The sequence below is a fragment of the Pantoea sp. X-Soil-TKNS-1211 genome, from assembly GCF_059730495.1.
In genome coordinates this window covers 2428219-2452208 of the sequence record NZ_AP035953.1, presented here as the reverse complement: position 1 = coordinate 2452208, position 23990 = coordinate 2428219, and the positions used below count along the sequence as shown (strand labels likewise).

The following is a 23990-nucleotide window of genomic DNA, read 5'->3' as shown; positions in this document are numbered from 1 at the left end:
AAATATCGATAAAAATCTATCATTATCAATATGATAAGTGATAATTCTGGTTAAGAATTAACACTTTTCCTTCTCTTCCGGACGTGATAAAAGAGAATTAGCTAACATTTTTACGGTTTAGCTTTGGCGTGCGGGTATTTGTTCTGATAATTTCCGGACCATCACAAATTTTTTATCTGATAGTCAAAAATGTGTACGGTTCTTGCTTACTCGCTATCAGGTTTATGTTTAGGGTTGATCTCTGTTGATGAAATGGAAGGTAGCGAAGGCCGCGGCGTTTTCACCTCTCGCCTTTTGCCTGTGGAGTTTGTTTAGCCAAAGTCAGGCGGCTGATATTCCCGCAGGTACACAATTATCCGATACCCAGCGCATTGTGATTAATAATGGCAGCGAAGTGGCATCCCTCGATCCACAAAAAATCGAAGGTGTGCCGGAATCGAATGTGGTTCAAAGCCTGCTTGATGGTTTGGTCAATACCGACAACAACGGCAAGATTGTACCTGGCGTGGCGGAAAAGTGGCAGAACGATCAGGGACGCGTCTGGACCTTTACCCTGCGAGATAACGCGCGCTGGAGCAATGGGAAACCGGTAACCGCCGAGGATTTTGTTTACAGTTGGCAACGTCTGGCCGATCCCAAAACCGCTTCACCCTATGCCAGCTATTTACAGGCGGCGCATGTTGCTCATGTTGATGCGGTGCTGTCTGGAAAAGCCAAACCAGGCGAGCTGGGGGTTAAGGCACTGGATGCCCGCCATTTTCAGGTTACGCTCTCCGAACCCGTTCCCTATTTTATCTCAATGGTGGCGAACACCGCGATGAAGCCGGTTTATCGTCCGGCAGTGGAGCAGTGGGGCGAACAATGGACGCAGCCTGAACACTACGTCAGCAATGGTGCTTATACCCTGAGCCAGTGGGTGGTGAACGAAAAAATCGTGGTAAAGCGCAATCCGCTTTACTGGGACAACGCGCACACGGTGATTGAAGAGGGCGTTTATCTGCCTCTGTCGTCAGAAAACAGCGACATTAATCGCTACCGCAGTGGCGGGACGGACATGACCAACAGCGTTGTGCCGCCGGATATGTTCCATAAATTGCAGACGGAGTTGGATGATCAGGTCAAAGTCAGCCCACTGCTCTGCACTTTCTATTATGAAATCAATAACAAGAAAGCGCCTTTCACTGATGCGCGGGTGCGTACCGCGCTGAAGTTAACGCTGGATCGTGACATTATCGCGCAGAAAGTGATGGGGCAGGGGCAAATCCCTGCCTATAGCCTGACGCCGCCGTTTACCGATGGCATCAAACTTTCACCACCGAACTGGTTTAACCTGACCCAGGCGGAACGCAATGCGCAAGCCAAAAAACTATTGGCTGACGCCGGATTTACTGATCAGCATCCGCTGCGCTTCACGCTGCTGTACAACACTTCTGAGCAAAATAAAAAGCAAGCCATTGCCGCTGCCTCTATGTGGCAGAAAAACCTCGGTGCGGTGGTGACATTGCAGAATCAGGAGTGGAAAACGCTGCTCGAAACGCGTCATCAGGCGCAATACGATGTGGTGCGCGCTACCTGGTGTGCTGACTATAACGAACCCTCCACCTTTCTTAATATGTTGCTGACGGGTGCCTCAATCAATACCGCTTTCTACAGCAGCCCGGCTTTTGATCAGTTGATGGCGAAAACCCTGACGGCTGCGGATGCGTCGGAGCGTGCGACGCTGTACCAACAGGCGGAAACTCAGTTGGATAATGACTCAGCGATTATTCCGGTCTATTACCGGGTCAGCGTGCGTCTGGTCAAACCCTGGGTGGGGGGCTTTACCGGTAAAGATCCGCAGGATCTGATCAACCTGAAATACTATTACATAAAGAAACATTGAGTAATGGGCTGATCCGGCGCTACAGTCGGGCGGCACGTTACCGTGGCAACATCTGAAAAAGGTGATTGCGATCTCTGACCAGACAGGGCGGAGATCTCCCGGATACGGGGTACGCCGGGTGGTTTTACTTCCCGGTGACGATAATAAAACTGGAGCGTAATAATGAACAACATCACGAAAAAAAGCCTGATCGCCTTAGGTGTGGTAACGGCGATTGGCGCGCTGGCAGGGAATGCCGCGCTGGCAGCAAATGTGCCAGCAGGCGTTGAATTGGCAGCAAAGCAGGAGCTGGTGCGCGGTAATGGTGACGAAGTGCAGTCTCTGGACCCGCATAAAATTGAAGGCGTGCCGGAAGACAACGTGGCACGTGACCTGTATGAAGGTCTGCTGGTGAGCGATAGCGACGGCAAACCCGTTCCGGGTGTGGCTGAAAGCTGGGAAAACAAAGACTTCAAAGTCTGGACGTTCCATCTGCGTAAAAATGCCAAATGGTCAAACGGCGCACCGGTTACCGCGCAGGACTTCGTTTACAGCTGGGAGCGCTTAGTTGATCCTAAGACTGCGTCACCTTACGCCAGCTATCCGCAGTATGGTCACATCGCGAACGTCGATGACATCATCGCCGGTAAAAAACCGATTACCGATCTGGGCGTCAAAGCCATTGACGATCACACGCTGGAAGTGACCCTCAGCGAGCCAGTGCCTTATTTTGACAAACTGCTGATCAACTCCGTGATGTCTCCGGTGTACAAACCTGCCATCGAGAAGTTTGGCGACCAGTGGACCCAACCGCAAAACTGGGTGGGTAACGGTGCCTTCAAGTTGCAGGATCACGTGATCAACGAACGTATTACGCTGGTGCGTAACCCGGAGTATTGGGACAACGCGCATACCGTGCTGAACAAAGTGACCTTCCTGCCGATCAACTCCGAAGTCAGCGATGTGAACCGTTTCTTCTCTGAAAACGGTAGCGACATGACTTACAACAACATGCCGATCGAGCTGTTCAAAAAGCTGCAACGCGACAACCCGAAAGAGCTGCACGTAGACCCGTATCTGTGTACTTACTACTACGAAATCAACAACCAGAAAGCACCGTTTACTGACCCGCGCGTGCGCGCTGCGCTGAAACTGGGCCTGGATCGTGACATCATGGTGAACAAGGTTCTGGCACAGGGCCAGCAACCGGCCTACAGCTTCACTCCGCCGGCTACCGATGGCATGGAAATTCTGCCGCCAGACTGGTTCAAGTGGTCACAGGAAAAACGTAACGCAGAAGCGAAGAAACTGCTGGCAGAAGCTGGTTACACCGCGGACAAACCGTTGACCTTTAACCTGCTATATAACACTTCTGACCTGCACAAGAAGCTGGCGATTGCGGCGGCGTCTATCTGGAAGAAAAATATTGGCGTGAACATCAAACTGGAAAACCAGGAATGGAAAACCTTCCTGGATACCCGTCATCAGGGCAACTTTGATGTTTCCCGTGCGGCCTGGTGTGCTGACTATAACGAACCGACGTCGTTCCTGAATATCATGGTGTCAGACAGCAGCAGTAACACCTCGCATTATAAGAGCGCAGAATTTGATAAAGTGATCAAAGACGCCATTAAAGCGCCTGACGCCAAAGGTCGTGCCGCTGATTATCAGAAAGCCGAGCAGATCCTCGATAAAGACAGCACCATCGTGCCGGTTTACTACTATGTGAACGCGCGTCTGGTGAAAACCTATGTTGGCGGTTACACCGGCAAAGATCCGCTGGATAAAACTCTCGATAAGAACTTTTATATAATTAAACACTAATAGCACACAGGCTATCAGACAGTGGCGGTGCTGCGGCACCGCCCATTACTTTGTGAAGCAACAGCCTGGTAGGTACGGCAATGTTAAAATTCATCCTGCGCCGGATTCTGGAAGCGATTCCGACGCTCTTCGTTCTGATCACCATCTCCTTCTTTATGATGCGCCTGGCCCCCGGTAGCCCGTTTACCGGCGAACGCACTCTGGCACCGGAAGTGATGGCGAATATCGAAGCCAAATACCATCTCAACGATCCCATCGGCAAACAATATGTTGATTATCTGATCCAACTGGCACACGGCGATTTTGGCCCGTCGTTTAAATACAAGGATTACAGCGTCAACTATCTGGTGGGGCATGCCTTCCCGGTATCAGCCAAACTGGGCCTTGCCGCCTTTGTTTTGGCGATGGTGCTGGGGATCACGGCGGGTGTGATAGCCGCCTTAAAACAGAACAGTTTATGGGACTACGCGGTGATGGGGGTCGCCATGACTGGCGTGGTGATACCCAGTTTTGTGGTGGCACCGCTGTTGGTGCTGATCTTCGCCATTACCCTGCGCTGGTTGCCTGGCGGCGGCTGGAACGGTGGGCAACTGCAATACATGTTGCTGCCGATGGTGGCGCTGTCGTTAGCCTATATCGCCAGCATCGCACGTATTACGCGCGGTTCTATGATTGAAGTCATGCACTCCAACTTTATCCGTACCGCGCGGGCCAAAGGCTTGCCACTGCGTCGTATCGTGCTGCGTCATGCGTTGAAACCGGCACTGCTGCCGGTGATCTCCTATATGGGACCGGCTTTTGTCGGCATCATCACCGGTTCAATGGTGATTGAGTCGATTTACGGTCTGCCGGGTATTGGTCAGTTGTTTGTGAATGGCGCGCTGAACCGTGACTATTCCCTGGTGATGAGTCTGACCATCCTGGTTGGGGTGCTGACCATTGTATTTAACGCGATCGTTGACGTGTTGTATGCCGTTATCGATCCGAAGATTCGCTACTGATGCCGGAGTTCGCCCATGATGTTAAGTAAGAAAAACAGCGAAGCTCTGGATGCCTTCAGTGAAAAGCTGGAAGTGGAAGGACGTAGCCTGTGGCAGGATGCACGCCGTCGCTTTATTCATAACCGCGCTGCGTTACTCAGTTTGCTGGTGTTAGTCCTGATCGCCTTGTTTGTGATTTTTGCGCCGATGCTGTCGCAATTTCGCTACGACGATACCGACTGGGGCATGATGTCCGCCCCGCCAGACACCACCTCAGGTCACTGGTTCGGCACCGACTCCTCGGGGCGCGATCTGCTGGTTCGTGTTGCCATTGGTGGCCGTATCTCGCTGATGGTGGGGATTGCATCCGCGCTGATTGCGGTGCTGGTGGGCACCCTGTACGGTTCAGCCGCCGGATATTTGGGTGGTAAAACCGACTCGGTGATGATGCGTATTCTGGAGATTCTCAACTCCTTCCCGTTTATGTTCTTCGTCATTCTGCTCGTAACCTTCTTTGGTCGTAACATCCTGCTGATTTTCGTCGCTATCGGTATGGTGTCGTGGCTGGATATGGCGCGTATTGTGCGTGGGCAAACGCTGGGGCTAAAACGCAAAGAGTTTATCGAGGCTGCACAGGTTGGCGGCGTATCGACGATGAACATCGTGCTACGCCACATCGTGCCTAACGTTTTGGGTGTGGTGGTGGTGTACGCCTCGTTATTGGTGCCGAGCATGATCCTGTTCGAATCCTTCCTCAGCTTCCTCGGTCTGGGTACTCAGGAGCCGCTGAGTAGTTGGGGCGCGTTATTAAGCGACGGGGCTAACTCGATGGAGGTTTCCCCGTGGTTGCTGATGTTCCCGGCGGGTTTCCTCGTGGTCACGTTGTTCTGTTTTAACTTTATCGGCGATGGCCTGCGTGATGCCCTCGACCCGAAAGATCGTTGAGGAGTTTCCCGATGACCATTCATGAATTTCAGCCAGCAATGGCGGCCCGTGCGGGAAGCAACCTGTTATTAGATGTGAAAGATCTGCGCGTCACCTTTGGCACGCACGATGGTGACGTCACTGCGGTCAACGATCTTAATTTTTCCCTGCGTGCCGGTGAAACCCTCGGCATCGTTGGTGAGTCAGGCTCCGGTAAATCGCAGACCGCGTTTGCGCTGATGGGCCTGTTGGCGAAAAACGGTCGCATTGGTGGATCAGCCAAATTTAACGGTCAGGAGATCCTCAACCTGCCGGAAAATACGCTGAACAAACTGCGTGCTGAGCAGATCGCGATGATTTTCCAGGATCCAATGACCTCACTGAACCCTTATATGCGCGTCGGCGAACAGTTGATGGAAGTGCTGAAGCTGCATAAAGGGATGAGCAACGCCCAGGCGTTTGAAGAATCAGTACGCATGCTGGATGCGGTGAAAATGCCGGAAGCGCGGAAGCGCATGAAAATGTATCCCCATGAATTTTCTGGCGGGATGCGCCAGCGCGTGATGATCGCCATGGCGCTGCTGTGTCGCCCGAAACTATTGATCGCCGATGAACCCACTACGGCGTTGGATGTGACGGTACAGGCGCAAATCATGACGTTGCTGAACGAACTGAAGCGTGAGTTCAACACGGCGATCATCATGATTACCCACGATTTGGGCGTGGTCGCTGGCATCTGCGACAAGGTGCTGGTGATGTATGCCGGACGTACCATGGAGTATGGCCGGGCGCGTGATGTCTTCTATCAACCGGCGCATCCTTACTCTATCGGCCTGCTGAGCGCGGTGCCGCGTCTCGATGCCGAAGGGGAGTCGCTGATGACGATTCCGGGTAATCCGCCTAACCTGTTACGCCTGCCGCAGGGTTGCCCATTCCAACCACGTTGCCCGCATGCGATGGATGTCTGTGCCAGGGCACCGGCATTGGAGCCTTTTGGTGAAGGTCGCCTGCGCGCCTGCTTCAAGCCGGTGAAGGAGTTAGTATGAACGCCGTAGCTGATAAAAAAGTGTTACTCGAAATCGCCGATCTGAAAGTGCATTTCGATATCAAAGATGGCAAGCAGTGGTTCTGGCAACCGGCCAAGACCCTGAAAGCGGTGGATGGCGTGAGCCTGCGTCTGTACGAGGGGGAAACCCTCGGTGTAGTGGGGGAGTCCGGCTGCGGTAAATCAACGCTGGCGCGCGCGATTATCGGGCTGGTGAAAGCCACCGATGGACGTGTGGCCTGGCTGGGGCGTGATTTGCTGGGGCAGAGTCAGGAAGAGTGGCGTAAAGCGCGCAGCGATATCCAGATGATCTTCCAGGACCCGCTGGCGTCGCTCAACCCGCGTATGACCATCGGCGATATCATTGCGGAGCCGCTGCGTACCTATCATCCGAAGATGCCGCGTCAGGAAGTGAAGGATAAGGTCAAAAACATGATGATGAAGGTTGGCCTGTTGCCGAACCTCATCAACCGTTATCCGCATGAGTTTTCTGGCGGCCAGTGTCAACGTATCGGGATTGCCCGTGCGTTGATCCTCGAACCGAAACTGATCATCTGCGATGAACCGGTTTCCGCACTCGACGTGTCGATTCAGGCGCAGGTGGTGAACCTGTTGCAGCAGCTGCAACGTGAGATGGGGCTGTCGCTGATTTTCATCGCACACGACCTGGCGGTGGTCAAACACATCTCCGATCGTGTGCTGGTGATGTATCTCGGTCATGCGGTGGAGCTGGGGACTTACGATGAGGTCTACAGCAATCCGCAGCACCCGTATACGCGTGCGTTGATGTCAGCGGTGCCGATTCCCGACCCGGATCTGGAGAAGAACAAACAGATTCAGCTACTGGAAGGGGAACTGCCGTCACCGATCAATCCGCCATCAGGCTGTGTATTTCGCACCCGTTGTCCGATAGCCGGGCCGGAGTGTGCGAAAACGCGTCCCCTGCTGGAGGGCAGCTTCCGCCATGCGGTGTCTTGTCTGAAGGTCGATCCGCTATAAAACACAACGCCGGGCAAGTGCCCGGCGTTCATTCATAAATCGCGCCGCTACGAATAACCCGCGCGGGTTATTCGCGCCAGAGAATATGACACAGCTTATGGTCTTTCTCGCGGCACAGCAGAATCCGCGCGAACACATCCGTAATTGGCTCACCATCCGCTTCACCGAGGCCAATCACCACCTCAGAGAAGAAGTCAGGGTTCAGGTCAAAATCGACATGTTCTTGCCAGTCTTCTGACGGATCGAACAGCTCTGCGCCACCGCGTTCTTCAAATTGCAGGTTAAACAAAATGATGTCTGCGGGATCGAGATTATCGCCTGCCAGCTCAAGAAAAATATCGTAAGCCTGTTCCAGCGTTTCATCTTCGGTAAGGCGATTATTTAAATCCATAGTCATTGGCGTGCCCTGCGGCGGTAAATATTTCCGCTCGTTTTACAGTAAAGGACTGAAGAAGTAAAACAGTCGTTCAACGATGCGCTGCCACCAGGCACGTTTTGCCCAGCGCGTGCCATCCAGCAAGCGTGAACGGGCGATATAATCATCCTGCACACAGGCAAGATCGCTGCCAAATCCGGCGTCATCCACCACCAGAGTAATCTCGAAATTAAGCCACAGGCTGCGCATATCGAGATTTACCGTACCCACCAGACTGAGCTGACCATCGACCAGCACGCTCTTGGTATGCAGCAGGCCATCTTCAAACTGATAAATCTTCACACCGGCTTCCAGCAGCTCGGTGAAGAAGGCACGGCTGGCCCAGCCTACCAGCAGCGAGTCATTATGGCGTGGCACCACAATGCTCACCTCGACACCGCGTAGTGCCGCAGTACAGATGGCATGCAATAAATCATCACTGGGTACGAAGTACGGCGTGGTCATGATCAACTGATGACGAGCGGAGTAAACGGCGGTCAGCAATGCCTGATGAATCATGTCTTCAGGGAAGCCAGGGCCGGAGGCGATCACCTGAATAGTGTGGCCGCTCTCTTTCTCAAACGGCATGATATTGGTATCCGGCGCAGGCGGCAGGATCCGTTTGCCGGTTTCTATCTCCCAGTCGCAGGAGTAGACAATCCCCATGGTGGTTGCCACCGGGCCTTCCATACGCGCCATCACGTCAATCCATTGTCCCACACCGGCATCCTGTTTAAAGAACCGCGGATCGACCAGATTCATACTGCCGGTATAAGCGATGTAATTATCGATCAGCACCACTTTACGATGCTGACGTAAATCCATACGGCGCAGGAAGACACGCAGCAGGCTGACCTGTAACGCTTCCACCACATCGATACCGGCGTTGCGCATCATGCCAACCCACGGGCTGCGGAAAAATGCGACGCTGCCTGCGGAGTCCAGCATCAGGCGACAATGCACACCACGGCGCGATGCCGCCATCAGCGATTCTGCCACCTCATCCGCCAGACCACCCGGTTGCCAGATATAAAACACCATCTCAATATTATGACGCGCGAGCTGAATATCACGGATCAATGCATGCATCACGTCGTCGGAATTTGTCAGCAACTGAAGCTGGTTACCTTTAACCCCGGCGATACCCTGACGATGCTGGCAGAGCTGAAACAGTGAGAGCGCCACGTCGCTGTGTTCGGTGGCGAAGATATGGCGACATTGCTTCAGGTCGTTGAGCCATTTGGCGGTGGACGGCCACATGGTACGGGCGCGTTCCGCGCGACGTTTGCCCAGATGCAGCTCACCAAATGACAAATACGCAATGATACCCACCAGCGGCAGAATGTAGATGATCAGCAACCAGGCCATCGCTGAAGTGACGGCCCGGCGTTTCATCAGAATACGCAGTGTCACACCGGCAATAAGCAACCAGTAGCCAAAGAGCAGTAACCAACTGATAAGGGTATAAAATGTGGTCATTCAGTGGACATCCCGTTCGCGCTTTGATGAGCAAAGTTTACGTGTTGCTGAACGGTAGCGAAACCCTTAATCATAACGGGGTAACGATAAGCGATTCGAATTGGCATTTTATGGCAGATCACTATAATGCGTGCCGGTGATTAGCCTGTCAGAGAGGATGTGATGAGACGAAGCAGAAATGAAGTGGCTCGCTGGAGAATGTTACGTCAGGTACAGCGCCGTCGTGCGCGCTGGTTAGAAGGGCAGTCACGTCGTTACAAGCGTATTCACGCTATTCGTCATCAGGTAGCGCAGCAGCATCGCCGCTCCATCCTGTTTATCACCCAGAATACCTGAGATAAAAAACGCGGCGTTTATGCGCCGCGCAGAACCCATGTCAGGTTTACCATCTGGATTGCCGCCGCCAGCACAATCAACATCACGATCTGCTGCCGTGCGTGATGCCAGCCCTGCTGACGCCATATCCAGAGCGCTCTACCGATCAGGATAAAAACCACGACCAGTAGAGCCAGAGAGCGCCACATATCAGAAAACGCGTTTGAACGGCTTGACCGCGACTTGCTTATACACACCGGCAGCAATGTAAGGATCGTCATTGGCCCATGATTGTGCCGCCTCCAGTGACGGGAACTCGGCAATAACCGTAGAACCGGTAAAACCGGCCGCGCCAGGATCGTTGCTGTCGACGGCGGGCATCGGGCCAGCAACAATTAAACGACCTTCATCCTGTAATAGTTGCAGACGTGCCAGATGGGCAGGGCGTACAGCAGTACGTTTTTCGAGCGAGTCAGTATTGTCTTCCGCATAAATGACATAAAGCACGATAGGGAACTCCCGTTAAACTGGTCTGATTTGCCGAACACGTTAAGTGATCGTTAAACAGAGTGCAAACGAAAGATAATCCCACTGCAATCCGGCGCAAATGAGGCTAAAAAAGGCATTTACGGTACACACTTAACACTGCTTATTGAAACTGATTGCTATTTGCATTTAAAATCTGCGCTTCACTCAATGAACATGACTGTTATGACGACGCTGACTACGCCTTTTCCCAAACGTACCCCCGTTTCTGTGCTGTTATCTGTGGTTCTTCACGGCACGGTAATTGCCGGTATTCTTTATGCATCGTTCCATCAGGTCATTGAGGTTCCGAAAGCATCTCAACCCATCAGCGTCACGATGGTGGCGCCCGAAGTGCAGCCAGAGCCTGCACCAACGGTTCAGACTCCACCGCCACCGGAGCCGGAACCAACCCCTGAGCCAGTCCCTGAAGTCGCGCCGGAACCGCCGAAAGTCGAGCCTGTTCCCATCCCGATTCCAAAACCTGAGCCGAAGCCAAAACCCAAGCCGAAGGTTGAGAAGAAGCATGAGCCGAAACGTGAGGTGAAACCACGCGAAGAAGCGAAGCCGCAGGCCCCGGTGAAGACCGACGCACCGACCACGCAGACGCGTCCGACCACGGCCCCGAGAACAACTCCCACCTCGACGCCTTCCGTTTCTGATGGCCCGAAAGCGATGAATGTCAGCAAACCGGCCTATCCAGCGCGTGCTTTCGCGTTGCGTGTTGAAGGTCGTGTGCGGGTGCAGTTCGATGTGGATAGCGATGGCCGTGTCGATAACATTCAGATTCTGTCTGCGGAACCGCGCAACATGTTTGAACGTGAAGTGAAACAGGCGATGAAGAAATGGCGTTATCAGCCAGGGCGTCCCGGTACCAATCTGACGATGAATATCGTCTTCCGCATCAACGGTGGTGCCAATATCGAATAAGAAAAAAGCGGTCAATGTGACCGCTTTTTATCGCTGTTAATCACTCAAATTGGCTTTGCCCGGTGGCAGTGGACGTGATTTGCCGGTGTTATCGATGGCGACGTAAATAAACACCGCTTCAGTTGCACAGTATGTCTGACCAATGGGTTCCGACGAGACTTTTTTGATCCACACCTCAACGTTGATGGTCATGGAGCTGTTACCGGTGCGAATGCAGCGGCAATAGCAGCTCACCACATCACCTACCGCAACGGGCTTCAGAAAGCTCATGCCGTCGACCCGCACCGTTGCGACACGACCTTCGGCTATCTCTTTGGCCAGGATGGCACCGCCCATATCCATCTGCGACATCAGCCAGCCACCAAAAATATCACCATTGGCGTTGGTATCTGCTGGCATTGCCAGCGTGCGCAGCACCATTTCGCCTTGCGGCAATTTATGTTTTTCGTCCATTGCTTCGGTTCTTATGCAGGTGAGGCGGTGACCGCCAAAAAACCCGGCATAGCCGGGCATCAGAAATTATTTTTCTTCTTGTTGTGGCATGTGCCGCCAGATGTACGCGCCACTTAACAGGGTAAACAGCAGGGTAAGACCCGTCAGACCGAACACCTTAAAGTTAACCCAAAACTCCTGTGATAACCAAAACGCAACATAAATATTCGCGAGGCCACAGGCGAGGAAGAAAATCGCCCAGGCAACATTCAGACGTCGCCAGACGCCGTCCGGTAACTGCAACTCTTTCCCCAGCATGCTTTGAATAAGCGGTTGCTTCATAAACCACTGGCTGTACAGCAGCGCCAGTGCAAACAGCGAATAAATCACCGTCACTTTCCATTTGATAAATTCATCGTTATGGAACACCAGCGTCAGGGTGCCAAACACGGCAACCAGCACGAAGGTGATGATGGTCATTTTTTCCAGTTTACGGTACAGCACCCAACTGGCGATCAGTGCAATACCCGTGGCGACCACCAACGCACCCGAGGCGACAAAAATGTCGTAGAGCTTGTAGAAAACGAAGAATACGACCAAAGGAAGAAAATCGAGTAACTGCTTCATAGGATATCCAGTCAGGGGGCGTTAATTAAGGCGCTCGGCGAGCGCCATAATGTTAACGTAACAGCATATACAGCCGGTACAGGTAGATAATCAGGATCGCGGACACCAGGTTCCCCAGGGCGTTCAATACCACCGACGCCACGTTCGCGGGCAACACCGTCAGTGAGGAGAAAAAGAACATCAGCGCGATTTTCGCCAACAGCCAGACAATAATGGCCGGGGCGATCAGTTTCATATTTTTCCACGCCATGCGCATGCTGGCACGCATTGCGCCCATCACACCCATCTTCTCACTCACCAGCATCACCGGGGCCAGCGACAACAGGATCGCCAACATCACGCCCGGCACCATCAGCACCATAAAGCCAATCTGGACCAGCAAGGTGATCAAAAAGGTTTGCAGCAGCAATTTCGGCAGCACAGGCGCGGAAGCACCGATGGCGCGCAGGGCGCTCACACGCTGACCGCTTGATACCATGGGGATCAGGCACAGCATACCGCCCAACAGCAAGGTATTCCCCACCAGTGCCGCAAAGGTGCCCGCCGCCGAGGCACGCAGCAGAATACGTTGCTGCTCCGGTGACATATTCTGTACCAACTCAAATAACGAGGAGGCGCTGTCATCGCTTTGGCTCAACAGCGACAGTTGGTCAGCACCAGGCGTCAGCGCGTGGCCAATAATCACGGTTATAAATGAGGTAAGCAGCGCCATCAGCACAATGGTAATCAGCTGATGGCGCAGAAAATTTCCTGTGTCACGGTATAACGAGCTTGCCGTGATAGACATGTACACTCCTTGAAGAAACCGGGTTAATTAACCCGGCGATTGTACATGTTCTACTGGCGTGCTGGCACCCGGATTAGGATAACTTTCTGTCATCTCAGGTAAAGAAGGATAAAAAAGCGCGGGTAAACCATAGCGCGCCCTGGCCCGATCGCAGGCTTCATTCAGCACGCCACGCTCCCCGGACATGTCAAACTCACGACAAGGCGAGGGACGTTGCTGGTAGATACCGCACGAAACGCAGCCGCCAATCTCACCCTGTAATGCCTCACAGCGTGGTTCACGCGTGTTGGTGCCGCGCATATTGCGCATCAGCAGGCTTAAGGGTTCGGTGAGTTCTACAGGAACGACGCCGCCCGCATCATCAGCTTCGGCCCAATAGAAAGACACACGGAAATGGGCGCAGCAGGCGCCACAGGTCATACAAGGATTAATTGAATCGCTCATTTGATCGCCCGCTTCTCCTAAGCATCGAACCAAAATCAACGGAAGAGAATCAGCAAAGTAGTCACGCTATGAAATTTTCGCAAGGGGATATTTATTACGCCATGTAAGGTGAAAATTGATCTGAATCAATTCATTGTTTTATAAGTGATTTATTTGATTTGATTCAGATGCATTTTGCCTGAAAAAGCGATAGATCTTTGCCACAAACTTCGTCACTACATCAAAAACAAACAAGTAAAGGAGTGAATATGAAACTGGCAAAATGCGCGCTGCTGGTGGCACTGGCGATTCCTCAACTGGCACTGGCTCACGAAGCAGGTGATTTCTTTATGCGTGCCGGTACGGCGACGGTACGACCGACGGAAGGGTCGGATAATGTGCTGGGGATGGGCGGTTTTAGCGTCAGCAATGATACCCAACTGGGGCTGACCTTCACCTATATGGCTACCGATAACATTGGTATCGAACTGCTGGCAGCCACCCCGTTCCGTCATAAAGTCGGTCTGGGACCGACCGGCAATCTGGCAACGGTGCGTCAGTTGCCGCCAACGCTGATGGCGCAATATTACTTTTTCGATAGCAAAAGCAAATTCCGTCCTTACGTCGGTGCCGGTATTAACTACACCACCTTTTTTGATGCCAAATTCAACCAAACCGGACGTGATGCCGGCCTGACTGACCTCAGCGTTAAAGATTCCTGGGGGGCCGCAGGACAGGTGGGTGTGGATTATCAAATCAACCGCGACTGGATGCTCAACGCCTCCGTCTGGTATATGGATATTGACACGACCGTCAAATTTAAAGCCAACGGACAGCAGCAGAATATTGATACCCGCATTGATCCCTGGGTGTTCTTCTTTGGTGTGGGTTATCGTTTCTGATACGGGTTATGACAGCTGAGGGTCGCCATTTATGGCGACCTGGTGCGAATATTATGGATTAAGTGGCAAGGTTTGTGTGGCTTCAGGCTGACCATCATCCGCAAGCGGCGTAAATACGATCTCTTTTTGCAACGGCAGATGGTGCGGGCAGGCCCCATAAACGATGACCGTTTGTCCTGGCAGAATCTTGGTTTCATTCAACATCACAATTGAGTCATCCGGTAACAGCTTGATATCTTTGTCGAGTTGGATTGGCTTTTCACCCGTGTTCGTCACCGTCAGCCTTTGCTCTTTTATTCCCCATACCAGTGGCAGCGTGGCAGACTGCACAGCCTGAGAAAATAGCGAGCATAACAGCAGCGCTGAAGGCACAAGGCAAAGAACTTTAATTGTCCTTGTCATATACGACTTCCTGAGCATGCGCCTCCCGCACGAGACAGGAGGCGATGAGATAATCAACACTCCCCGATAGTTACAGAGAGTGTGATGCGTGATTAACGGCGAACTTTAACTGTTTGGATGGCGGTTGAAGAAAGACCGGTATTCGGATCGGTAATTTTCACCTGAACATCAACATCGAAATCTTTCATTACCACAGAGGCACGATAATCGACCGTCGCAACCTGACCATAGCGATGCTTAAACACAATCTTATTGGCGTTGTTCAACACCGACCATTCAAACTTAGCGTTATTCAGTGCAGCATCCCCCGGCAAGGTTGAATTGGCCGCACTTAAAGTTACGCGTTTATTGGTGGTATTGATGGTGTCGTTGCCCAGAATTTCCAGATTGGCGACAGGTTTAGTTTGCGGTGCTTTAACCGTCACCGTGATATCGCTACTGTTGGTTTTATCGCCGTTTTTAACTGTCAGGCGATAGGTCACTTTGCCCACTTTACCTGGCTTGATCAAGGCACGGGCTTTAGCCGTGTTGACTGTTTGTACCCACTCACCATTGTCCATGGTTTGCAACGCACCCACATCGTGACCGGAGACAATACTCCAGGCCCAGGATTGCGCATTCTGACTGGCTGAACCATCCAACGGGTAATTGCGGGAATCTTTATTACTTTCGACGGTGAAGTGGGTACCGGCAATGGCGACTGGCGCATTTGCCGCTTTTTCAACGGTCACTACCACAGACTGATTTTTGTCTTGCAGGAAAATATCGTTATTACGCAAATCCGCTGGATCAAAAGCGATATTGCCGCTGGTTGTTTGTTTACCGATCAAAACAATATTGGAATGATTGGTATTAATTTCAGTCGCCAGCTCAGAAATCCATTTATCATTCACGTTGGTTGCGTTGATCTCTTTCTTAATATCGACCAGGTTGCTCCCTTTCGCGCCGCCCATTAAACGGAAGTGAACATATTCACCGGCTACAGGTTTGTGTTCCTGGGCAAATTTACTGTATTCAAACCAATCAGTAACCTGACCACCGTCTTCACCACCCGGATTTTCGGGTTCAGGAGGCAATTCACCACTGCCTGGCTGGTCGATAATCACATCGCTACAGTTATAAAAACCTTCATTGCCAGCATCATTACGCTGCCAGCGAGCGAAGATCACTGCACGACCAGTACGGTCTGCCGGAATGGTGATGTTATAATCTTCAAAGCGACTATAAAGCGCATCTGAGCTTGGATGAGTGGCTTTGGAAGAAACGACTGTATCCAGCAGTTCAATATCGTCCCATCCCAGGGCTTTTTCAGCCGGATTGAAACCTTTTTTGCTGATATAGAATTCAATCCATGACGGATCATGAGGTTGCGTATAACCATAACGCATTCTCACCTTACCATTGCTGTCCGGCTTGATCACTGTCGTCGCCCAGTCCGAGCGAGGCATGCTAAAGCCACGCCCATTAAATTGACCGTGGCAAATTTGGTTGCTGGGGATCTGTAATCTGGCCCGTTCCGCGCTGTGGTCGCCGTCAACAAATCCCACCAACTGTTGCCAGGTGTAAATTGACTGACCACCATCATTGCTGTCGGCTGACGCTTGTTTGCAGGTCGCAGACATATTACCCGTTCTGTTTTCTAAGGCACATTGATACTGGCGTGCCGGTGGCTCAACTAATGCGCCATGACCAAATACGCTGGGAACGGAGCCAGCACAGATGCTACCAATCACTAAAGATAGCAACGTCCGATGTTTAAGTTTCATCAAGGAATTTCCTTTTGATTATTTATTTGCTGTGTGATTCACAAGAAACGGTGATTATCACCTCTTTCTTGTTAATTATAAAAGCAGCCCAGTCGGGATAAAATAATCAACGGATAAGAAAGAAGAAGGGTTAGTTTAGAAATGTCCTGATGATTTGAATATATCGCGAAATAAAACCGGGCGACCAGATGGTCGCCCGATAACTTATTTGATTTGCATATTATTCACCACCGATTTCACGCCAGCCACGCTGCGCGTCACGGCAACGGCTCGGTTGGCCATCTGTGGTGAGCTGACAAATCCACTTAACTGCACACGTCCTTTAAAGGTTTCCACATTGATCTCGGTGGATTTCAGCGAGTCATCCTTCAACAACTCGGTTTTGACTTTAGTGGTAATCACCGTGTCATCAATGTAACCCCCGGTTCCTTCCTGCGTTGACGTAGGTGCACACGCGCTGAGTGCCAGCGCCATCACCGCAGCCATCACCAATCCTGCAACGACCTTAAACAATTTCATCGGTTATCTCCTTGTCATACATGATGTTTCACCGCGATGTGACGGTGCGTTTAAAGTGTGGTGGGACAGAGGAGAATGGTCAAATTAACGTGGGTAAAAAAGCGTGAAATGATCAGAACGGAGATACCGCCTTATCTGTCGCTGGGACAGACAAGGCGGGAGGAGATTAACGGGTAGCGGCCTTCAGGTTACTGACAAAGGCTTGCAGCTCGCTCAGCAGCGTCTCTGGCTGGTTTTGGTTACGCTCAATAATCTTCACAATCGCGGAACCGGAGATCGCACCGGCAGCACCGGCAGCGACGGCTTCTTTCACCTGACCAGGCTCGGAAATACCAAAGCCCTGCAACGGTGGAGCCGCGTGGTACTCACGCAATTTATCGATCAAATGCTGCAACGGCACATGGGCGCGGTTTTCTGAACCGGTCACCCCGGCGCGTGACAGCAGGTAGGTATAACCACGGCCATGCGACGCGATTTCACGCAGCAGGTCATCATCCGCATTAGGTGGGCAGATAAAAATCGGTGCCACATTGTGACGCATCGCTGCCTGGCGGAACGGGGCGGATTCTTCTACCGGCACATCAGCTACCAGCACCGAATCGACGCCGACGGCAGCGCACTGTGCGTAGAAGTTATCGATTCCTTTGCTGAACACCAGATTGGCATACATCAGCAGGCCAATCGGCAGGTCAGGATACTTCTGGCGAACGGCGGCGAGGATTTCAAAGCATTGTGCGGTAGTGGTCCCGGCCGCGAAAGCACGTAAGGTAGCATTCTGGATGGTCGGGCCATCGGCCAGCGGATCGGAGAACGGGATGCCTAATTCCAGCGCATCAGCACCGCCAGCGACCAGCGCATCAATAATCTTCAGCGACATTTCGGGTGACGGATCGCCGAGAGTCACGAAAGGAACGAACGCGCCTTCTTTGTTCGCCGACAGACGTTTAAACAGCTGATTGTAACGTTCCATCAGATCTCTCCCTTCGCTTTCAGAATATCGTGTACGGTGAAAATATCTTTATCGCCGCGACCAGACAGGTTAACCACCAGCAGCTGCTCTTTTTCCGGGTTTTCGCGGATCATCTTCAATGCATGGGCGAGGGCGTGTGAAGATTCCAGCGCCGGGATAATCCCTTCAGAACGGGACAGCTGTTTGAAGGCGTCCAGTGCTTCGTCGTCGGTGATCGAGACGTATTCCGCACGACCAATGCTGTTGAGATGCGCGTGTTGCGGTCCGACGGACGGGAAATCGAGGCCGGCCGAGATGGAGTAGGACTCTTCAATCTGACCTTCTTCGGTCTGCATCATCGGTGCTTTCATACCGAAGTAGATGCCCACGCGACCATGTTTCAGCGGTGCGCCATGTTCACCGGTTTCGATACCGTGACCCGCCGGTTCCACACCGATCAGGCCGACGCTGGTTTCATCGATAAAGTCAGCGAACATACCGATAGCATTCGAGCCGCCACCGACACAGGCCAGTACCGCATCCGGTAAACGGCCTTCTTTTTCCAGAATTTGTGCTTTGGTCTCTTCACCGATCATACGCTGAAATTCGCGTACAATAGTCGGGAAGGGATGCGGGCCTGCTGCGGTGCCGAGCATATAGTGCGCGGTTTCATAGCTGCCAGACCAGTCGCGCAGCGCCTCGTTACAGGCATCTTTCAGCGTGGCGGATCCACTGTGCACCGGAATCACTTCAGCACCCATCAGACGCATACGGAACACGTTAGGTGACTGACGTTCAACGTCTTTCGCACCCATGTAGATGCGGCACTTCATACCCAGCAGCGCACAGGCCAGAGCAGAAGCGACACCGTGTTGACCAGCGCCCGTTTCCGCGATGATTTCATTCTTGCCCATGCGCTTCGCCAACAACGCCTGGCCGAGCACCTGGTTAGTTTTGTGCGCACCGCCGTGCAGCAGATCTTCACGTTTCAGATACAGGCGGGTTCTTGTGCCTTTGGTCAGATTGCGGCACAGCGTCAGTGCGGTTGGGCGACCAGCATAGTTTTTCAACAGGTCAGTAAATTCGGCCTGAAACGCCGGGTCGCGTTGGGCTTCAACGAATGCCGTTTCCAGCTGGCGCAGGGCCGGCATCAGGATCTGCGGCACATACATGCCGCCAAACTCGCCAAAATAGGGATTCAGTAACGTCATCTTCTCATCTTCCTTATCCAGCCCGCTCCCGGCGGGCAAGAGAAATTAATAGGCGCGTAGCGTGCGGAATACGGCGGCAATTTTGCTGGCATCTTTAATGCCAGGTGTCGATTCCACACCAGAGTTGAAGTCCAGACCGGCGCAACCCAGTTGTGCCGCTTCGACACAGTTGTCGGCGCTTAATCCACCGGCCAGCAGCACATTGCTCAGATCCTGCCCTTGAAGCAGTGACCAGTCGAAACGTTGACCCGTGCCGCCCTGGCCATTATCGAACACGTAACGGTCTACATTGGGCCAGTCACGTGCCGGGAGCGCATCTTTGATACTCAGTGCTTTCCAGATTTGCACGTTATCCGGCAACGCCTGGCGCAGTTCGGTAACAAATTTCTGGTCTTCATCACCGTGTAACTGGACGGCGAACAGGTTCAACGCGGTAACTTGCGTGACAATGTCACTTATGTCTTGATTGCGGAACACGCCAACGTATTTCAACGGTGCGGCGGCGATCACTGTCTGTGCCTGTTGGGTGGTGACCTGACGCGGTGAACCTGCGGCGAAAATCACGCCGCCATAAATGGCCCCGGCTTCATGGGCGCTGCGCGCATCTTCCGTACGGGTCAGACCGCACACCTTGTTGTCACCCAACAACACGCGGCGCACACCCGCGTTAAGATCGTCTTCTTCCATCAGCGCCGAGCCGATCAGGAAGCCATTGGCGAAATGGCTGAGTTCACGAATCTGTGCATAGTTATGAATGCCAGACTCGCTAATTACCGTCACACCGTGGCTGAGACGCGGTGCCAGCTGGCGGGTACGATTCAGATCAATCGACAGATCGCGCAGGTCACGGTTATTGATGCCAACCACTTTGGCTTCCAGCGCGATGGCACGTTCCAGTTCTTCCTCGTTGCTTACCTCCGTCAGCACACCCATTTTCAGGCTGTGGGCAACGGCGGCCAGTTGGCGATACTGCTCATCGTCCAGCACCGACAGCATCAACAGGATGGCATCGGCCTGGTAATGACGCGCCAGGTAGATCTGATAAGGGTCGATGATAAAGTCTTTGCACAGCACTGGCTGAGTGATCGCCCGGCTTACGATGGGCAGAAATTCAAAGTTGCCCTGGAAGTATTTTTCATCGGTCAATACCGAGACGGCAGAAGCATAATGACGATAAACACCGGCGATGGTCGCCGGATCAAAGTCCTGACGAATCAATCCTTTCGACGGTGAAGCCTTTTTGCACTCCAGAATAAAGGCAGTGCGTGTACCGCGCAGCGCATCGTAAAAATGGCGTTCGGCCGGTTGCAGGCTGTTCTGGAAGGTTGCCAGCGGCTGCTGCGCTTTGCGCGCCTCGACCCACACAGCTTTATCCAGCACAATTTTTTCTAACACGGTTCCCTTAATGCTCATCTCATCCTCTCGCTGCCAGTGCGACAACGCGTTCATACGCCTGACCGCTGCGAATGGCGGTGATGGCGCGTTGGGCGTTCTCGCGCAAATCTTCATTACCAAATACCTTCAGCAACATCGCCACGTTCACCGCAACGGCTTCCTCGTGGGCTTGCTGGCCTTTACCCTGGAGTAAACGCGCCAGAATGTCACGGTTTTCTTCCGGGGTGCCGCCAGCCAGCGCTTCCTGGGGGTGGAAGCGGAAACCAAAGTCTTCTGGCGTCAGTTGATAGCCGGTAATTTCACCGTCACGCAGCTCCGCCACCTGGGTCGGACTGTGCAGCGCGACTTCATCCATCCCACCGCCGTGAACCACGGCGGCGCGTTGATATCCCAGTACTTTCAGCGTCTGCGCAATCGGCAGTACCAGCTCCGGGCTGTACACGCCGATCACTGCCAGCGGCGGTCGCGCCGGGTTAATCAGCGGACCGAGTACGTTAAACAGAGTGCGGGTTTTCAACTGTTGGCGTACTGGCATCGCGTGGCGAAAACCGCTGTGATACTGCGGCGCAAACAGAAAACACACGTTCAGATCATCCAACGCCTGCCGCGCCTGTTCAGCGGGCATATCCAGATTGATGCCAAACGCTGCCAGCAAGTCGGAGGAGCCAGACTTGCTCGACACGCTACGGTTGCCATGCTTCGCCACTTTCAGGCCACAGGTTGCGGCGACAAACGCACTGGCGGTAGAGATATTTATGCTGTTGCTGCCGTCACCACCGGTGCCAACGATATCGGCAAAGGTGTAATCGGGGCGCGGGAAGGGTTTGGCATCTTCCAGCAGCGCTGACGCGGCACCGGCGATTTCTTCCGGACGTTCCCCGCGTACCTTCATGGCAATCAGGGCCGCTGCCAGTTGGGTTGGTTCCAGTTGGCCGGTAATAATGGCGCTAAACAACTGATGGCTTTCCGCCTGGGTCAGTGTCTGGGCCTGATAAAGTTTTTCCAGAATAGCTTGCATCATTATCTCCCTATTACTTCGCCAGCGCCCAGGCCAACGTCTGCTCTAACAAACGTGCGCCTTGGGTGGTCAGAATAGATTCAGGATGGAACTGGAAGCCGCATACGCGATCGGCATCGTGACGTACCGCCATTACCATGCCGTTGTAGCTGGCGTTGACTGTAAGCTCGGCAGGCGTGTTGCTGCCGACCAGAGAGTGATAGCGTGCGACCGGCAGGGGATTGCTCAGACCGGCAAACATGCCAATACCGTCGTGGGTAATGGAAGAGGCTTTGCCATGCAGAATCTCTCCGGCCTGGCCCACCTGGCCGCCATAGGCTTCAACAATTGCCTGATGGCCGAGACAGATACCGATAATCGGCAAACGGCCACGTAGGATGCGTAACAGTTCCGGCATGCAGCCCGCATCTTTGGGGGCACCCGGACCGGGTGATAACATCAGCACCGGGTCTTCCATCTGCTGCAAGCGTTCAATTAACAGTGACGCGGGCAGATTGTTACGGTAAATCACCACGTTGTGGCCGAATGTCCGCAGCTGATCAACGAGGTTGTAAGTAAAGGAGTCGATATTATCGAGCAGCAGGATATCGGCCATCAGAAAATCTCCTTGCAGTGATGGGCGGTGGCAATCGCGCGCAATACCGCGCGGGCTTTGTTACGGCTTTCGTCGGCTTCGGCCTGGGGCTGAGAATCCAGCACCACACCGGCACCCGCTTGCACCGTGGCTACGCCGTCCTCCACCCAGGCAGAGCGGATAACGATACAGGTGTCGAGATCGCCATGTGCGGTGAAGTAACCCACGGCACCGCCATAGCTGCCACGGCGGGTGCCTTCCGCGTTGGCAATCAACTGCATGGCACGGACTTTGGGCGCGCCGCTCAGGGTGCCCATGTTCATCACCGCACGGTAGGCATGCAAAACATCCAGGTCATGGCGCAATGTCCCCACCACGCGCGACACCAGATGCATCACAAAGGTGTAACGGTCAACGCTGGTCAGGTCAGCCACATAGCGGCTGCCGGGCACGCAGATGCGCGCCAGATCGTTACGCGCCAGGTCAACCAGCATCAGGTGTTCGGCCAGTTCTTTATGGTCGGTGCGCATTTCCAGTTCGATACGGCTGTCGAGATCGCGATCCAGCGAACCATCGGCATGGCGACCACGTGGACGCGTCCCGGCGATCGGATAGATTTCAATCTGGCGGCTGGTGGCGTCATATTTCAGCGAGCTTTCTGGCGAAGCGCCGAACAGCGCGAAATCCTGATCCTGCATAAAGAACATATACGGGCTGGGGTTGCTGTTCTTCAGTGTGTCGTAGGCAGCCAGCGGTGATGGGCACGGCAGCGAGAAACGGCGTGACGGCACCACCTGGAATATTTCACCAATGCGAATGGCCTCCTGCATCTCCCTTACTACGTTGCAATAGACTTCATCGCTCTGGTTGGTGCTGAGCACCATATGCTCCACGGTCTGCACTGGCAGGGCGGGAGCGGCTTGAGTCATCTGGCCGCGCAACTGTTCGATGCGGCTTTGCAGGCGCTGGAACTCGCTGGTGGAAGGGCAGAACAGACTGGCCTGCAACCGGGCGCTCCGTGTCTGATGGTCAATCACCAGCAGCGTTTCTGCCAGGTAGAAACAGTAATCCGGGCAGCGTTGGTCATTGCGCAGATCAGGTAACTCTTCAAAACCGGCCACCAGATCGTAGGCAAATAAACCACCAAGGAACATCGCTTCACGCTCTTCTGCCGGGCTTTGCACCAGTTGTGGAATCAGACGCAGCGCGTCAAATACCGACAGCGCTTTCAGGCGCGAATCTTCATCCTGTAAATCCTGCGGTTGCGGGAAGTGCAGCTCGCGGCCATCGGGGCGTACTTCAATGCGCACCGCCTGCGGCAGCGCTTCATCCAGCAGTGACAGCAGCGCGCGGCCATTCTCAGACAGCGCCTGAATGGTGACCACGTTACCCAGCGCGCTGATACGCAGGGCGCTATCGACGATTAACAGGCTTTTCAGGTTACGTTTGCTGTCGATATCGGCGGATTCAAGCAGCAGGGTTGCCGGACGTGCGCCGCATAATTGATGAAACACTGCGGCCGGATCTTCGCGGTAGGGTGCGGTGCCGGTAATCAACTTCAATGTAGGTTTCGCATTTGGCATGATGAATTCTCTGAATTTAGCTCAAAAAAAAGCCCGCTCGGTGGCGGGCTCAGGTATCTGCACAGCGTTTACGCAAGTTGTGCACGACGACGTCGCCCGGATTCG

The 23990-nt window shown here is 53.3% G+C and carries 24 protein-coding genes, 1 pseudogene and 1 other annotated feature (1 of these 26 running past the window's edge); of the genes and pseudogenes, 9 read left to right on the top strand and 16 right to left on the bottom strand.

Annotation, left to right across the window (positions count from 1 at the left end; translation table 11 throughout):
* Nucleotides 1-247 precede the first annotated feature (247 nt).
* The 6 genes from AC6I8W_RS11735 (at nt 248) to oppF (ending at nt 7633) form a co-directional block, all read left to right on the top strand.
* Nucleotides 248-1882 carry an ABC transporter substrate-binding protein gene (locus tag AC6I8W_RS11735; protein ID WP_497835155.1) on the top strand — a complete coding sequence of 545 codons (1635 nt, stop codon included), beginning with the start codon at nt 248-250 and terminating at the stop codon, nt 1880-1882.
* Nucleotides 1883-2044: 162 nt separating this feature from the next.
* Nucleotides 2045-3685: an oligopeptide ABC transporter substrate-binding protein OppA gene (oppA, locus tag AC6I8W_RS11730; RefSeq protein WP_497835154.1), complete on the top strand. Its 1641-nt coding sequence runs from the start codon at nt 2045-2047 to the stop codon at nt 3683-3685.
* A gap of 80 nt (nt 3686-3765) precedes the next feature.
* Nucleotides 3766-4686 (top strand): oligopeptide ABC transporter permease OppB, encoded by a 921-nt coding sequence (oppB, locus tag AC6I8W_RS11725; protein ID WP_497835153.1) that lies wholly within the window; start codon nt 3766-3768, stop codon nt 4684-4686.
* A gap of 15 nt (nt 4687-4701) precedes the next feature.
* Nucleotides 4702-5610 (top strand): oligopeptide ABC transporter permease OppC, encoded by a 909-nt coding sequence (oppC, locus tag AC6I8W_RS11720; RefSeq protein ID WP_480364007.1) that lies wholly within the window; start codon nt 4702-4704, stop codon nt 5608-5610.
* A gap of 11 nt (nt 5611-5621) precedes the next feature.
* Nucleotides 5622-6635 (top strand): ABC transporter ATP-binding protein, encoded by a 1014-nt coding sequence (locus tag AC6I8W_RS11715; protein WP_497835152.1) that lies wholly within the window; start codon nt 5622-5624, stop codon nt 6633-6635.
* On the top strand, nt 6632-7633 hold the full coding sequence (oppF, locus tag AC6I8W_RS11710; protein WP_497835151.1) for a murein tripeptide/oligopeptide ABC transporter ATP binding protein OppF: 1002 nt from the start codon (nt 6632-6634) through the stop codon (nt 7631-7633). The genes AC6I8W_RS11715 and oppF overlap by 4 nt, the downstream gene beginning before the upstream one ends.
* A gap of 67 nt (nt 7634-7700) precedes the next feature.
* Here the strand turns inward: oppF and AC6I8W_RS11705 are convergent, their stop codons facing one another.
* Both AC6I8W_RS11705 and cls read right to left on the bottom strand, forming a co-directional pair.
* Nucleotides 7701-8030, bottom strand: a complete 330-nt coding sequence (locus AC6I8W_RS11705) for an HI1450 family dsDNA-mimic protein (protein WP_013509338.1) — start codon at nt 8028-8030, stop codon at nt 7701-7703.
* Between the two features lie 36 nt (nt 8031-8066).
* Nucleotides 8067-9527: a cardiolipin synthase gene (gene cls, locus AC6I8W_RS11700; protein WP_497835150.1), complete on the bottom strand. Its 1461-nt coding sequence runs from the start codon at nt 9525-9527 to the stop codon at nt 8067-8069.
* Between the two features lie 162 nt (nt 9528-9689).
* On the opposite strand from cls, the gene AC6I8W_RS11695 reads away from it, so the two are divergent.
* Nucleotides 9690-9863: a YciY family protein gene (locus AC6I8W_RS11695; RefSeq protein WP_013509336.1), complete on the top strand. Its 174-nt coding sequence runs from the start codon at nt 9690-9692 to the stop codon at nt 9861-9863.
* A gap of 17 nt (nt 9864-9880) precedes the next feature.
* On the opposite strand, the gene AC6I8W_RS11690 is transcribed toward AC6I8W_RS11695, so the two are convergent.
* Nucleotides 9881-10051, bottom strand: coding sequence for a hypothetical protein (locus AC6I8W_RS11690; RefSeq protein WP_497835149.1), 171 nt, complete (start codon nt 10049-10051; stop codon nt 9881-9883).
* A 1-nt stretch (nt 10052) separates the two neighbouring features.
* A complete protein-coding gene (locus tag AC6I8W_RS11685) occupies nt 10053-10349 on the bottom strand; it encodes a YciI family protein (protein WP_497835148.1) in 297 nt (98 codons plus the stop codon).
* A gap of 204 nt (nt 10350-10553) precedes the next feature.
* On the opposite strand from AC6I8W_RS11685, the gene tonB reads away from it, so the two are divergent.
* Nucleotides 10554-11297 carry a TonB system transport protein TonB gene (gene tonB, locus AC6I8W_RS11680; RefSeq protein ID WP_190274630.1) on the top strand — a complete coding sequence of 248 codons (744 nt, stop codon included), beginning with the start codon at nt 10554-10556 and terminating at the stop codon, nt 11295-11297.
* A 36-nt stretch (nt 11298-11333) separates the two neighbouring features.
* Here tonB and yciA read toward each other — a convergent pair whose 3' ends face one another.
* From yciA to AC6I8W_RS11660, 4 genes are all read right to left on the bottom strand, one after another.
* Nucleotides 11334-11750, bottom strand: a complete 417-nt coding sequence (gene yciA / locus AC6I8W_RS11675; RefSeq protein WP_041525794.1) for an acyl-CoA thioester hydrolase YciA — start codon at nt 11748-11750, stop codon at nt 11334-11336.
* 66 nt (nt 11751-11816) lie between these two features.
* Nucleotides 11817-12356, bottom strand: coding sequence for a septation protein A (locus tag AC6I8W_RS11670; protein ID WP_497835147.1), 540 nt, complete (start codon nt 12354-12356; stop codon nt 11817-11819).
* A 52-nt stretch (nt 12357-12408) separates the two neighbouring features.
* On the bottom strand, nt 12409-13143 hold the full coding sequence (locus AC6I8W_RS11665) for a YciC family protein (RefSeq protein ID WP_497835146.1): 735 nt from the start codon (nt 13141-13143) through the stop codon (nt 12409-12411).
* Nucleotides 13144-13170: 27 nt separating this feature from the next.
* Entirely contained in the window at nt 13171-13587 is a 417-nt protein-coding gene (locus tag AC6I8W_RS11660) for a YkgJ family cysteine cluster protein (protein WP_497835145.1), read from the bottom strand.
* Nucleotides 13588-13835: 248 nt separating this feature from the next.
* Here AC6I8W_RS11660 and ompW point away from each other — a divergent pair, with 248 nt between their 5' ends.
* On the top strand, nt 13836-14468 hold the full coding sequence (gene ompW / locus AC6I8W_RS11655) for an outer membrane protein OmpW (RefSeq protein ID WP_480374872.1): 633 nt from the start codon (nt 13836-13838) through the stop codon (nt 14466-14468).
* 51 nt (nt 14469-14519) lie between these two features.
* Here the strand turns inward: ompW and AC6I8W_RS11650 are convergent, their stop codons facing one another.
* The 8 genes and pseudogenes from AC6I8W_RS11650 to AC6I8W_RS11615 form a co-directional block, all read right to left on the bottom strand.
* A complete protein-coding gene (locus tag AC6I8W_RS11650; protein WP_497835144.1) occupies nt 14520-14870 on the bottom strand; it encodes a hypothetical protein in 351 nt (116 codons plus the stop codon).
* Nucleotides 14871-14962: 92 nt separating this feature from the next.
* On the bottom strand, nt 14963-16636 hold the full coding sequence (locus tag AC6I8W_RS11645; RefSeq protein WP_497835143.1) for a lytic polysaccharide monooxygenase: 1674 nt from the start codon (nt 16634-16636) through the stop codon (nt 14963-14965).
* 204 nt (nt 16637-16840) lie between these two features.
* Nucleotides 16841-17155 carry a BON domain-containing protein gene (locus tag AC6I8W_RS11640; protein WP_013509262.1) on the bottom strand — a complete coding sequence of 105 codons (315 nt, stop codon included), beginning with the start codon at nt 17153-17155 and terminating at the stop codon, nt 16841-16843.
* A 166-nt stretch (nt 17156-17321) separates the two neighbouring features.
* Nucleotides 17322-18125: a tryptophan synthase subunit alpha gene (gene trpA / locus AC6I8W_RS11635; RefSeq protein ID WP_497835142.1), complete on the bottom strand. Its 804-nt coding sequence runs from the start codon at nt 18123-18125 to the stop codon at nt 17322-17324.
* Nucleotides 18125-19315 (bottom strand): tryptophan synthase subunit beta, encoded by a 1191-nt coding sequence (gene trpB, locus AC6I8W_RS11630; protein ID WP_497835141.1) that lies wholly within the window; start codon nt 19313-19315, stop codon nt 18125-18127. The genes trpA and trpB overlap by 1 nt, the downstream gene beginning before the upstream one ends.
* Before the next feature lie 45 nt (nt 19316-19360).
* Nucleotides 19361-20728: a bifunctional indole-3-glycerol-phosphate synthase TrpC/phosphoribosylanthranilate isomerase TrpF gene (gene trpCF / locus AC6I8W_RS11625; protein WP_497835140.1), complete on the bottom strand. Its 1368-nt coding sequence runs from the start codon at nt 20726-20728 to the stop codon at nt 19361-19363.
* A 1-nt stretch (nt 20729) separates the two neighbouring features.
* Nucleotides 20730-22323 (bottom strand): annotated as a pseudogene (gene trpD, locus AC6I8W_RS11620) (bifunctional anthranilate synthase glutamate amidotransferase component TrpG/anthranilate phosphoribosyltransferase TrpD).
* Complete coding sequence (locus tag AC6I8W_RS11615) at nt 22323-23885, bottom strand: anthranilate synthase component 1 (RefSeq protein WP_497835139.1); 1563 nt, start codon at nt 23883-23885, stop codon at nt 22323-22325. Before AC6I8W_RS11615 ends, trpD begins: the two are co-directional and overlap by 1 nt.
* Nucleotides 23886-23908: 23 nt before the next feature.
* Nucleotides 23909-23990 (bottom strand) — a sequence feature (Trp leader region) (it continues 23 nt past the right edge of the window).

Coding starts and splice junctions, on each gene's coding strand:
- AC6I8W_RS11695 (WP_013509336.1), top strand. CDS start 9,690: ATGAGACGAAGCAGAAATGAAGTGGCTCGCTGGAGAATGTTACGTCAG.
- AC6I8W_RS11670 (WP_497835147.1), bottom strand. CDS start 12,356: ATGAAGCAGTTACTCGATTTTCTTCCTTTGGTCGTATTCTTCGTTTTC.
- yciA (WP_041525794.1), bottom strand. CDS start 11,750: ATGGACGAAAAACATAAATTGCCGCAAGGCGAAATGGTGCTGCGCACG.
- AC6I8W_RS11640 (WP_013509262.1), bottom strand. CDS start 17,155: ATGAAATTGTTTAAGGTCGTTGCAGGATTGGTGATGGCTGCGGTGATG.
- AC6I8W_RS11705 (WP_013509338.1), bottom strand. CDS start 8,030: ATGACTATGGATTTAAATAATCGCCTTACCGAAGATGAAACGCTGGAA.
- AC6I8W_RS11660 (WP_497835145.1), bottom strand. CDS start 13,587: ATGAGCGATTCAATTAATCCTTGTATGACCTGTGGCGCCTGCTGCGCC.
- tonB (WP_190274630.1), top strand. CDS start 10,554: ATGACGACGCTGACTACGCCTTTTCCCAAACGTACCCCCGTTTCTGTG.
- trpA (WP_497835142.1), bottom strand. CDS start 18,125: ATGGAACGTTACAATCAGCTGTTTAAACGTCTGTCGGCGAACAAAGAA.
- oppA (WP_497835154.1), top strand. CDS start 2,045: ATGAACAACATCACGAAAAAAAGCCTGATCGCCTTAGGTGTGGTAACG.
- oppB (WP_497835153.1), top strand. CDS start 3,766: ATGTTAAAATTCATCCTGCGCCGGATTCTGGAAGCGATTCCGACGCTC.
- oppC (WP_480364007.1), top strand. CDS start 4,702: ATGATGTTAAGTAAGAAAAACAGCGAAGCTCTGGATGCCTTCAGTGAA.
- AC6I8W_RS11645 (WP_497835143.1), bottom strand. CDS start 16,636: ATGAAACTTAAACATCGGACGTTGCTATCTTTAGTGATTGGTAGCATC.
- ompW (WP_480374872.1), top strand. CDS start 13,836: ATGAAACTGGCAAAATGCGCGCTGCTGGTGGCACTGGCGATTCCTCAA.
- AC6I8W_RS11735 (WP_497835155.1), top strand. CDS start 248: ATGAAATGGAAGGTAGCGAAGGCCGCGGCGTTTTCACCTCTCGCCTTT.
- trpCF (WP_497835140.1), bottom strand. CDS start 20,728: ATGAGCATTAAGGGAACCGTGTTAGAAAAAATTGTGCTGGATAAAGCT.
- trpB (WP_497835141.1), bottom strand. CDS start 19,315: ATGACGTTACTGAATCCCTATTTTGGCGAGTTTGGCGGCATGTATGTG.
- AC6I8W_RS11650 (WP_497835144.1), bottom strand. CDS start 14,870: ATGACAAGGACAATTAAAGTTCTTTGCCTTGTGCCTTCAGCGCTGCTG.
- AC6I8W_RS11690 (WP_497835149.1), bottom strand. CDS start 10,051: ATGTGGCGCTCTCTGGCTCTACTGGTCGTGGTTTTTATCCTGATCGGT.
- cls (WP_497835150.1), bottom strand. CDS start 9,527: ATGACCACATTTTATACCCTTATCAGTTGGTTACTGCTCTTTGGCTAC.
- AC6I8W_RS11665 (WP_497835146.1), bottom strand. CDS start 13,143: ATGTCTATCACGGCAAGCTCGTTATACCGTGACACAGGAAATTTTCTG.
- AC6I8W_RS11615 (WP_497835139.1), bottom strand. CDS start 23,885: ATGCCAAATGCGAAACCTACATTGAAGTTGATTACCGGCACCGCACCC.
- oppF (WP_497835151.1), top strand. CDS start 6,632: ATGAACGCCGTAGCTGATAAAAAAGTGTTACTCGAAATCGCCGATCTG.
- AC6I8W_RS11715 (WP_497835152.1), top strand. CDS start 5,622: ATGACCATTCATGAATTTCAGCCAGCAATGGCGGCCCGTGCGGGAAGC.